The sequence below is a fragment of the Thermovirga sp. genome, assembly GCF_017656375.1.
In the GTDB taxonomy this organism is placed as follows: domain Bacteria; phylum Synergistota; class Synergistia; order Synergistales; family Thermovirgaceae; genus Thermovirga.
Genome location: NZ_JACDOB010000014.1, coordinates 30,481 through 42,608, shown reverse-complemented (window position 1 = coordinate 42,608; position 12,128 = coordinate 30,481). Strand labels below are relative to the sequence as shown.

The 12,128-nt window shown below is 45.9% G+C and carries 6 protein-coding genes; all 6 read right to left on the bottom strand.

Annotated elements, in window-relative coordinates; all coding sequences use genetic code 11:
• Window positions 1–87: 87 nt before the first annotated feature.
• On the bottom strand, window positions 88–2,160 hold the full coding sequence (fusA, locus tag H0Z23_RS05795; protein WP_296868144.1) for an elongation factor G: 2,073 nt from the start codon (window positions 2,158–2,160) through the stop codon (window positions 88–90).
• Window positions 2,161–2,204: 44 nt separating this feature from the next.
• Window positions 2,205–2,675: a 30S ribosomal protein S7 gene (gene rpsG / locus H0Z23_RS05790; RefSeq protein WP_296868142.1), complete on the bottom strand. Its 471-nt coding sequence runs from the start codon at window positions 2,673–2,675 to the stop codon at window positions 2,205–2,207.
• A gap of 34 nt (window positions 2,676–2,709) precedes the next feature.
• Window positions 2,710–3,081 (bottom strand): 30S ribosomal protein S12, encoded by a 372-nt coding sequence (gene rpsL, locus H0Z23_RS05785; RefSeq protein ID WP_014162795.1) that lies wholly within the window; start codon window positions 3,079–3,081, stop codon window positions 2,710–2,712.
• Between the two features lie 63 nt (window positions 3,082–3,144).
• On the bottom strand, window positions 3,145–3,384 hold the full coding sequence (locus H0Z23_RS05780) for a ribosomal L7Ae/L30e/S12e/Gadd45 family protein (RefSeq protein ID WP_296868138.1): 240 nt from the start codon (window positions 3,382–3,384) through the stop codon (window positions 3,145–3,147).
• A gap of 92 nt (window positions 3,385–3,476) precedes the next feature.
• Window positions 3,477–8,465: a DNA-directed RNA polymerase subunit beta' gene (gene rpoC / locus H0Z23_RS05775; RefSeq protein WP_296868136.1), complete on the bottom strand. Its 4,989-nt coding sequence runs from the start codon at window positions 8,463–8,465 to the stop codon at window positions 3,477–3,479.
• Complete coding sequence (rpoB, locus tag H0Z23_RS05770; protein WP_296868134.1) at window positions 8,466–12,041, bottom strand: DNA-directed RNA polymerase subunit beta; 3,576 nt, start codon at window positions 12,039–12,041, stop codon at window positions 8,466–8,468.
• Between the last annotated feature and the right edge of the window lie 87 nt (window positions 12,042–12,128).

The window sequence follows — 12,128 nt, the reverse complement described above, 5'->3', positions numbered from 1 at the left end:
CGTACCTATGTTCAAATGCGGCTTAGACCTATCAAAATGCTCCTTCGCCATTTCTATTCCCTCCTCATAATTTTTCCTTAAACATTTTTATTTCTTCAAAAGCCCTTCCGCTATAGATTGCGGAACCTCTTCATAGTGAGAAAACTTCATGGAATAAGAAGCCCTACCTGAAGTTTTGCTCCTAAGCTCCGTTGCGTAGCCGAACATTTCTGCAAGGGGCACATACGCTTTTACTATACGAGCATTAGCCCGCATATCCATACCCTCTACCCTGCCCCTTCTGGAGTTAAGGTCTCCCATAACGTCTCCCATGTACTCCTCAGGAGTCACAACTTCTACCTCCATTATTGGCTCCAGCAATACTGGCTGAGCTTTCTTCATAGCCTCCTTAAAGCCCATAGAAGCAGCTATCTTAAACGCCATCTCAGAGCTATCCACCTCGTGATAACTGCCATCTACAAGGGTAGCTCGCACACCAATGACTGGATACCCACCCATGACTCCTGATCCCATCGCCTCTTCTATGCCCTTCTGGACAGCAGGAATATACTCCTTGGGGATGGCCCCTCCTACAATCTTATCGACGAACTCAAATCCAGACCTTTCCTCAAGAGGTTCAATTTCAAGAACTACGTGACCATACTGCCCCCTACCACCAGACTGCCTGATAAACTTGCCTTCCGCAGAAGCTTTTGCCTTTATAGTCTCACGGTAGGCAACCTGCGGCTTGCCGACCCGGACAGAAACTCCATACTCCCTCTTCAATCTATCGACAATTATCTCAAGATGAAGTTCACCCATACCTGATATAATGGTCTGCCCTGTCTCCTCGTCGGTACGAACCTTGAAGGTTGGGTCTTCTTCCGCCAAGCCAACCAATCCCTTTGACAGCTTTACCTGGTCAGCCTTACTCTGAGGTTCTACTGCCAGCGAAATAACAGGCTCAGGGAATTCCAAGCTCTCCAATATCACTGGACGTTTATCACTACACAAGGTGTCACCAGTTTTTGTCGCCTTGAGGCCCGGCAGAGCAACGATCATTCCAGCCTCTGCACGATCCAATTCTTCTCTTTTATTAGCATGCATGCGCAAGATCCTGCCAACTCTCTCTTTTGCCCTAGACGTGGTATTTACGAGCGTCTCCCCGGCATTCACTGTGCCAGAATAAACACGGCAATAAACCAGCCTTCCCACAAAAGGATCTACCACTATCTTGAACGCCAACGCGGCAAAAGCATCATCAGAATCCGGACTTATTTCTACAATTTCACCAGTACTCGGATCCGCACCCTGAACAGGAGGCAAATCCAATGGACTCGGAAGATAATCCACAACAGCATCCAATAAAGGCTGAACTCCCTTATTTTTAAAAGCAGAACCACAAAGAACAGGGAATATCTTAAGATTTACAGTGTTCTCTCTTATTGCTTTCTTAAGGAGATCCTCAGGTACGTCTTCGCCTTCGAGATAAAGCTCCATTATCTCTTCGTCGCAATCTGCCAGCGCTTCAATCATGGCATCTCTTGCAAGTGCAGCCTCTTCTTGAAGCTCGGGAGGCACATCCACTACTTTATATTGAGCCCCCAATTCATCCTGATATAAAACTGCTTTATAGCCAACCAGGTCAATAACACCAGAGAATGTATCCTCGCTTCCTATGGGCATCTGAATGGGTATAGCATTCGCCCCCAGCCTCTCCTTCATCTGAGAGACCACGGCGTAAAAATCTGCCCCAACCCTATCCATCTTATTTACAAAAGCTATCCTTGGCACTCTGTATTTATCTGCCTGCCGCCACACAGTCTCAGACTGAGGCTCAACACCCCCAACAGAACAAAAGACGGCTATAGCGCCATCAAGCACCCTCATGGAACGCTCGACTTCTACTGTAAAATCCACGTGGCCGGGCGTATCAATAATATTAATATGATGATCTTTCCACAAGCAGGTAGTGGCCGCAGAGGTAATAGTGATACCTCTTTCTTTCTCCTGCTCCATCCAATCCATCGTCGCAGCGCCCTCATGAACCTCTCCTATACGGTGCTTACGCCCTGTGTAAAAGAGAATCCTCTCCGTCGTAGTAGTTTTACCTGCGTCTATATGAGCCGCGATTCCTATATTTCTTATTTTCTTGAGCCTGTTTACTTTGTCGTTATCCATAACATTTCACCATCCCGTCACGGCCACATCGCACCTGACGATATCTACCAACGATAATGCGCAAAAGCCCTGTTAGCCTCTGCCATCTTATGGGTATCTTCCCTCTTTTTAACAGAACTACCCTCACCCTTGTAGGCATCCACAAACTCCCTAGCAAGCCTCTCGACCATCGGTATCCCCTTCTTCGCTCGCGCGTACTGAATTATCCATCTCGTAGCAAGCGCCTGCGCTCTATCTGGCTGAACCTCCACAGGCACCTGGTAGGTGGCTCCACCCACGCGCCTTGGCCTAACCTCAACTATAGGCTTGACATTCTCCATAGCCTTCTCAAAAACATCCAAGGGATCAGTATTCAAGCGCTTGGCAGCAATATCCAAAGCCCCGTACATTATCCTCTCCGCCAAACTTTTCTTGCCATCCCACATAATACAATTGATAAATTTTGCTATATCTGTCCTACCAAACCTGGAATCTACTTGTGGCTTTCTTTTACGAACATGACCTTTTCTTGGCATCCTCTAATTGCCCTCCTTCGGAACCCTTTTCAGGCTATTTAGGCCGCCTCGCTCCATACTTCGAACGACCCTGCTTTCTGCCTTCAACACCACCACAATCCAAAGTGCCTCGGACTATGTGATACCTAACACCTGGAAGGTCCTTAACACGACCACCCCTCACAAGTACAACCGAGTGCTCTTGCAAATTATGCCCCACACCAGGAATATAGGACGTAACCTCAAAACCATTAGTCAACCTCACCCTGGCAACCTTACGCAAAGCAGAGTTAGGCTTCTTAGGTGTAACGGTATAAACCCTGGTACAAACCCCTCTGCGCATGGGATTACCCTGTAGAGCCGGGGCTCCCGAACGCTTTTTCTTTTCTTCTCTACCTTTTCTTATAAGTTGATTAATAGTAGGCACAAAGCTCCCTCCTTCATGAGAACTTCCATATATATTAAAATTTATTATATTCAGGCTTTCCTTTTATATGCCAGCCGCAGAAGCAGGCCTATCTATAGCACAAGCTCTACCTAAAACAACCTTGCTATCTGCCCACTCAACTTCCACACCTAAACTGGCTGCCTGTTCCCACAAGCCATCCACAATCGACGGCTCTGCATCCTTCGCAATAAAAACCTTCTTCAAGCTCCCTCTGCTTAGAGCCTTTCTGACAGCTTTTGTCCCCACTACCCTATAGGGCACAGCCAACTCATGTAAGGGCATAGCACCCCCCCTTACTAGGGGACCGACACATGTTATCAATGTCGGCCCCTTATGTCAAGATTTTCTATACTTTTCAAACAACTGATTACGGCTTATTCGAAAATATCTTCTATCCCTTCTCTTCCTTCTCTTTCTTTACCTTCCTCAGACTCAGGCTCATCTCTTTTCAAGGTCACTTGTATTTTTCTATATTCATCTCTTCCAGTACCAGCCGGTATCAGGTGACCTATTATCACGTTCTCTTTCAATCCCTTAAGGTTGTCATGATCACCTCTGACCGCTGCTCCCGCCAAAACTTGGGCAGTCTGCTGGAACGAAGCGGCACTCAGGAAGCTATCAGTATTTAATGCGGCCTTGGTTATACCATGAATAACAGGCTTCCACACCGGTTCGTTTCTAAGACGGCGCACAAAGGAAACTCGCTGAATCACGCTTTTGGTCTCCGACTGCGCGTATATGGGCCTCACAACCAACACATCTGGGTCAGCTTCTACCAAAGAGTCCAACACTCGGTGATTTACATCCATCCCCGCAGAAGCGACAAGATTACCTTTCAGATCCACCACGTCTTCTAATAACACCTTGCCATAAGCCACCTCGGTGAGGGCCTGGCGTAATACGGACTGCCTGGTATGAATATGGCCTTCAACCTCTATGGCCGTCAATTCTTTGGCTATTAAGCCCCTTACGACTCTTCCATCCACCATATGGGCAATATCTTTTACTTCGTTACCTTCTTCGTCAACGGCCTTTGTTAAAGACTTACCCCACAATTCATCTATTAGCTTTTTCTGCATTGCATCAGCAACAGTAATCGTTTCTGGATTCTTCCACACTTTTAGCTCTTTTATGTTTTGTTCTCTAATTATTTTGACAACATCTCCAGTAAGCACTCTATCCTTGAAAGCTACAACTTCGCCATCTAAAACCAAATCATCAGCCAAATATGCCTTATCTTCCAGCTCTTCAAGGAGCTGGACATCTCTTGCTAAATACTCTACAGGCTTACCCTTAGTTAGGAGCGAAAGTTGGCCCGCCGACAATGGGACATTTGCTTCAATTTTCTTGCCTTCTTCAAGCAAAGCAGGCTCCACCAACTCAAAACCTTCCATTTCTCTCCTGAAGGAAGCTTCTCCGACAATTATTCGCAAAGCTCCTTTTTCATCTTCTAAGAGCAACTCGCTGACAGGCGTTCCAGGCATCAATATACGTCTTATTTTATTCTCGTCCAAAACTTCATCCCTGAAAGCCATAACATTTTCCAGATTGCCTTGCCCTTTGGCCTCCTTAAAGACTTTACCCTCTAAAGCATCCACAGCTTCTTCTATAAATTTATTATTTCCAGATCTAATCTCTTCTATTTCTTTTTCTAAGTCTCTGACCCAGACCAAGTCGTTGGCCACAAAGGAGCTATCGCCTTCATCTACTATTCTTACCCTGTTAACCGGAGCGACTTTCCTCAATATGACCTCAATATGCTTGTTGTTTATAGAAACGCCTTGAGAGCGATAGACATCCTGGATGTTGTCCACAAGGTAGTTTTGTACCGATTCTATACCCTCAATCTCCAACAGTTGATAAGGATCTACATAACCTTCTGTCAAGGCTTGCCCTTTCTTTACTTTCTGACCTTCTTCAACTAATAAGTTTTGAGACGCCGGAATTGTAAACGAAGATTTATATTCGACTCCACCCTGTTCTGATGTTATGAAGACCTTTCTTTTACCTTCCATCTCCCTTATTTCGCTTACAACGCCATCCATATCAGCAAGATAGGCAATCTTTTTGGGCTTTCTCACTTCGAAGAGTTGCTCTATCCTTGGGAGACCTTGAGTTATATCTTCTCCGGTTATTCTTACTCCACCAGTATGGAAAGTACGCATCGTAAGCTGAGTCCCGGGTTCCCCTATAGATTGGGCAGCCACTACCCCTACAGCTTCACCTATAGAGACCTTTTTCCTCTGGGACAAGTCTGTGCCATAGCAGGCTCTGCATATTCCGTTTTGGAGCGCACATGTCATTGGGCTTCTGACCATTACTTCTTCTATCCCCAGCTTCTCTATACGCTCCGCTGCGTCATTGTCAATTATTTCTCCAGATTTAACTACGACTTCACCTGTTGATGGATCAACAACATCTACAAGAGCCGTTCTTCCCGCAATTCTTTCATGTAATGGTATTACCACCTTACCATCCCTTACTAGAGGTCTTACAACTATGCCCTTATCTGTTCCACAGTCCTCTTCCGTTATTATCAAATCCTGGGCAACGTCCACTAGCCTTCTAGTCAAGTAACCAGATTTAGCAGTTCTCAACGCAGTATCTGCAAGACCTTTTCTCGCTCCGTGGGTAGAAATGAAGTATTCCAACATGTTAAGCCCTTCTCTAAAGTTTGACACTATAGGATAATCTATTATGCGCCCTGAAGGATCGGCCATAAGTCCCCTTATACCAGCCATCTGTGCAAGCTGGCTCTTGCTACCTCTAGCTCCAGATTGCACCATCATTTTAAGTGAGTTCGTGTCGCTCATGTTGGCCAGTATGGAATCGGCAGCTTGCCTGCTGGCCTCTGACCATAACGTCTCTTTCTGTCTCAAATACTCGTCCTCGGTCAAAATCCCCATCTGGTACTGGGCACTCAGCTCTTCCTCCTCCTCCAAGGCCTTTTTAACAATATCCTGCTTTTGAGGCGGAACAACCACATCGCTCAGACATAGGCTCAAACCACTAACTGTCGCCCAATGGTAACCCAAGGTTTTAATGTCATCCAGCATCTTGACCAATTCTTCATGGTCAACTTTATCGTACGCCGAATCTATAAGGGAAGCTAATGATTTCTTGTTCATTTGTATATTTATAAACCTTAGCTTTTCTGGGATAACGCTGTTAAAGAGCACCCTGCCTGGAGATGTCTCAATCCACTCTTCGTTATACTTCACCTTTATTTTTGCATTGACATGTACTAAGCCATGATCCAACGCGCTAAGAACATCATCGATATCTCTATAGTAGCTGCCTTCCCCTTTGAGGCCATCTCTCATCCCTGTAAGGTAATACACACCCAAAACTATGTCCTGCGTTGGGGTTACCACCGGCCTGCCGCTTGCTGGAGACAACAAATTATTAGCGGACAGCATTATCATTTGAGCTTCAACTCGAGCTTCAATGGACAGAGGCACGTGAACAGCCATCTGGTCTCCGTCAAAATCGGCATTGAAAGCTGCACAGACCAAAGGATGCAGGCGTATGGCCTTACCTTCCATCAACACAGGCTCAAAAGCTTGTATTCCCAATCTATGAAGCGTGGGAGCTCTGTTTAACAATACTGAATGTCCCTTAATAACCTCCTCAAGGGCCTCCCATATCTCCTCTTTTCTCCTCTCTATAGCCCTCTTAGCACTTTTAACGTTAGGGGCTAAGCCTTTTTGCACCAGCCTCTGAATGACAAATGGCTTAAACAGCTCCAAAGCCATATCCTTCGGAAGGCCGCACTGATTAAGTTTCAAACTAGGCCCTATAACGATAACAGAACGACCAGAGTAGTCGACCCTCTTACCTAAGAGGTTCTGTCTGAAACGGCCTTTTTTACCTCTCAAAAGATCAGTAAGGCTCTTCAAGGGCCTGTTACCTGCTCCCAAAACTGCCTTGCCCATTCTGCCATTATCAATAAGAGCATCCACTGATTCTTGGAGCATACGCTTTTCGTTTCTTATTATTATTTCTGGAGCTCTCAACTCCTGCAGTTTTTTCAGCCTGTTGTTTCTATTGATTACACGGCGATAAAGGTCGTTCAAATCCGAAGTGGCAAAACGACCACCATCCAGCTGGACCATTGGCCTCAGGTCTGGCGGGATGACCGGTAAAACTTCCAAGATCATCCATTCTGGCTTACTGCTTCCCTTGCGGAAATCTTCCACAACCTGAAGGCGCTTAATCAGTTTTCTCTTTTTTTGCCCCGTACTTTCGGCAATTTCCTCTCTCAAAGAAGCACTAAGCTCCTCTAAATCTAGCTCTTTCAGCAATGATAGAACACCTTCTGCGCCAATACCAGCCTTGAAGTTTTTATCGTAACTCGCACAGAGGTGATATTCTCTCTCCAGAATAACATCTCCCACCTCAAATGGAGAATTTCCTCCGTTAATGACTATGTAACATGGATCCTCTATCGTCACAGTTTCATGTTGTACAGTAAACCTTCCTGGATATTTTTGCGAAAAAAGCTGATTCTCACTAGCCGAAATAACGTCGCCCTTTGAAAAAGGCAACTTCGACACTGCCGTCACGACAAAACCTTCCTCACTCCCTGCAAGGGCTCTTTCCACCTCGAGTGAGATCCCCTCATTTCTGAGGTTGTTCAATTCAGCTTGGGAAAGAACGTCTCCTGCGGAGAAACGGCCATCATCGCTGTCCTTAACAACGCGAAAAGCAGGTTCTGCCTGAAAGATCTTATCTCCATAATCCCGCTTGTACACACCCAATTGATGTGCCGAGATTATATCCCCCTCGTTGAGGGGAACATCTTCTACATGGACAACTCTATAAGCTTCTTCCGACTTAAATTTATGATCGTAATGCCTGTGAATCCTATCCTCGCTTGCCGAAATCAAATCGCCCCTCTTGACCAAATTGGTTTTCTTGCCGTCTATAACCACCTTGAAAACTTGCTCTCTGCGCCTTATAGGGGCAAAATAAATTACTTTCTCCAAGTCCTTAGAGGAAGTACCCAGCAAAAGACTCAATCTGCTGGGTATTCCTTTCAAATACCATATGTGCACTACAGGAGCGGCTAGCTCTATATGACCCAATCTTTCACGTCTTACTCTACTATCTGTTATTTCAACACCACAACGGTCGCAAATTACCCCCTTAAATTTGGGGCCACTTCGCTTATATTTGCCACAGGCACACTCATAGCTCTTAGTGGGGCCAAAAATTCTTTCACAAAACAATCCATCCTTTTCTGGCCTTAATGTTCTATAATTTATGGTCTCAGGCTTTTTTACTTCTCCACTTGACAGCTCCCTTATCCTCTCCGGGCTCGCAAGCTTTATCTTTACCCCTACAATTTCATGTTGGCTCATTTACGCATCAGCCTCCCCATTTGACTCCCCGGAACCAGCATCGCCTTCGTCAGAACTGGGCTTTTCAAAAACATCCGCCAGCGCATCCACATCCAACAAAACTTCATCTTCCGCCTCCTGGGCTTCGGAGTTCTCTGATAGATTATCCTCTTCTGACCTCAATTCACCCATAGAACCGTCTTCATATTCCACTTCCACATCCAAGCCAAGGCCCTGAAGCTCCTTAACCAAGACCTTAAAGCTTTCAGGAACTCCATATTCACCTATATTCTGCCCTTTGACAATTTTCTCATAAGTCTTAAGCCTACCCCTTATATCGTCGGACTTGACAGTAAGAATCTCCTGAAGCACATGAGCCGCACCATATCCCTCAAGGGCCCATACCTCCATTTCTCCAAACCTCTGCCCACCAAATTGAGCTTTTCCGCCCAAAGGTTGCTGCGTAATAAGACTGTATGGGCCTATAGACCTCGCATGTATTTTGTCGTCAACTAGGTGGATTAGTTTCATCATGTACATGTAACCCATAGTTACAGGATACTCCATAGGCTCTCCTGTTCTACCGTCGTAAAGCACAATGCTCCCATCATCTCTGAGATCCTTAAGATCCCCCTTCTTTATATCTTTTATGAGCCTGATGATATCTTCTTCCTTGGCCCCTTCAAAAACAGGAGTGGCTATATGCCAACCATTCTGCACCGCAACAAATCCCATAATAGTTTCTAGAACCTGCCCCAAATTCATACGGCTAGGAACACCGAGGGGGTTCAACACCACATCTACAGGAGTGCCATCAGGCAAGTACGGCATATCCTCCTCTGGCAATATTTTAGAGACAACACCCTTGTTACCATGGCGTCCAGCCATCTTATCTCCTTCTGTTATCTTCCTCAATTGAGCAATATAGACCTTTACTACATCATTGACGCCCGGACTGAGATCTTCCCCATTCTTGTCTCTAGTAAGCCTCTTTACGGCTACAACCTTACCTCCCTCGCCATGTGGAACACGGAGAGAAGTATCTCTCACTTCTCTTGCCTTCTCACCAAAAATAGCTCTAAGCAATTTCTCTTCTGGCGATTGATCAGCTTCGCTCTTTGGTGTCACCTTACCTACAAGGATATCGCCTGCAGAGACCTCCGCTCCGACCCGGACTATCCCGTCTTCATCCAAGTTCTTGAGAGCATCTTCCCCAACATTCGGGATATCCCTGGTTATCTCCTCCGGACCAAGTTTTGTGTCTCTGGATTCTACTTCATACTCCTCTATATGTATGGACGTATAAACATCTTCCCTTACTAGCCTCTCGCTAAGAAGTATGGCGTCCTCAAAGTTGTATCCTTCCCAGGCCACAAAGGCAACCAATACGTTTCTACCCAAAGCTAGCTCTCCGTTATCAATGGATTGCCCATCTGCTATTATCTCTCCTTTTCTAACTTGATCTCCAACCTCTACTATCGGTTTCTGGTGAATCACCGTCCCTTGGTTAGAACGACGGAATTTTATGAGCCTATAAACGTCAGGCCCCTCGCCTTCCGCTGGCTGAATCATTATTTTATCCGCATCAACGTAGATCACTTGACCAGAACGTAAAGCCTTAACACACGAACCAGAATCCGCAGCAATTTTAGCCTCTATACCAGTCCCTATCACAGGCGCCTCGGTTTTTATGAGAGGAACCGCTTGCCTCTGCATATTGGATCCCATCAAAGCCCTGTTAGCGTCATCATGCTCCAGGAAAGGAATAAGCGCCGTCGAGGCAGAAACTATCTGTTTCGGAGAAATATCGAGAAAATCTACCCTCTCAGGGGGAACTTCCAATATCTCTCCTTTATGCCTTACGTGAACCACATCTTCAGCCAGAGTCACGCCATCATCCTTCAATGGAGTATTAGCCCGCCCCACATAGAATTCATCTTCCTCGTCAGCTGAAAGATAAACGACTTCGTCGGTCACTTTCCCATCTACTACTCTTCTTTTTGGCGTCTGCAAAAAACCATACTCATTTATCTTGGAATACGTAGCCAAAGAAGTTACAAGCCCTATATTAGGACCTTCAGGAGTCTCTATAGGGCACACCCTACCATAATGCGTGTAATGAACGTCTCGAGCCTCGAAACCTGCTCGCTCTCTGCTTAAACCACCAGGCCCCAAGGCAGAAAGGCGCCGCCTATGGGTAAGTTCGGCGAGAGGGTTAGTTTGATCCATGAACTGGGAAAGCTGGCCTGATCCAAAGAACTCTCTCAGCGCAGCAGATATAGGCCTTACATTTATTAAATCCTTTGCTGTAGCAGCGCTCAAATCAGGAATGGTGGTCATTCTCTCTTTCGCGATACGTTCCATCCTAAGAAGGCCTATCCGAACCTGGTTTTGAAGGAGTTCTCCAATTGCTCTAACTCGCCTATTGCCAAGGTGGTCTATATCGTCAGTTTTGCCCTTGCCGTCTCTCAGATCCCAAAGGCCTCTAACTATCAAGACAATATCCTCTACCGTAAGAAGCCTATTGGATTCAGGGATATCGGTGCCCAAACGACGGTTAAGCTTGTAACGGCCGACACGACCAAGGTTATACCTTCTAGAATCGAAGAAAAGCCCGTTTACATATTCTCTGGCATTCTCCATCCTAGCAGGCTCATTGGGCCTTAACCTTCGAAAGATTTCCAAGGTTGCTTCATCACTGTTTGATGTAGGATCTCGCTCCAAAGTAGCAGCTAACGAAGAATCCACGTCCCACACCCAAATTTTTGTCCTGGCAATATCCCAAAGGATCTCCATATCTTCTTTGGTTATCCTCTTATTCCTCGGAATAATAACCTGGCCAGACTCATCCATTATGCTCTCTGCCAACAAACACCCTCTGACTTCCTCTTCAACCATGTCTACTTGCTTTTCCTCGCCGCCAAAAAGCTTTATTACTTCATCGTTGTTGCGCACTCCATAAGCCTTAAGCAGCATAGTCAAAGGAAGCTTCTTCTTGTTATCTACGTTTACCGACAAAACTTCTCCAGGTGTAAGGTCAAACTCCAACCATACACCTCTATCCGGAATGACCTTGGCAGCATAGCGTTCCTGTCCTGGAACATTTTCTTCAGCGCTGAAATAAACGCCAGCAGAACGGGCAAGCTGGTTTACCACCACGCGCTCCGTACCGTTAATTATGAAAGTTCCTCTTGCCGTCATCGCCGGAAAATCACCGAGGTAAATCTCTTCTTCTTTGACCTCTTGGGCTTTTCTATTGACTAATCTTATTGTGGCTTTCACAGGACACGCCCAAGTCAAATCTCTCTGACGAGCTTCTTCCTCTGTTATAGTTGGAGGATCAACAGTATAGGAAACAAACTCCAAATAAAAAGATCCATCGTAACTTTCAATGGGGAAGACCTCATCAAATAACTCTTGCAGCCCTTGACTAACTCGGCTACTTGGCTCCACCAGCTTGCCATCTTCGTCAAACTGGAAAAACCATCTGTACGAGTCACGCTGTATGGACACCAAATCAGGCAACTCCACCAAGTCCCGCGCTCTACCAAAAGTTAACCGCTTGCGATTTCTACCAACAGATACAAACTCAGCCATGGGAGAAACACGACCTCCCTATCATAAAATTTGGGGATTCTTTATGTGACAAAATAAGAGGATAGCGAAAGGGTCACGTTGTGTCAA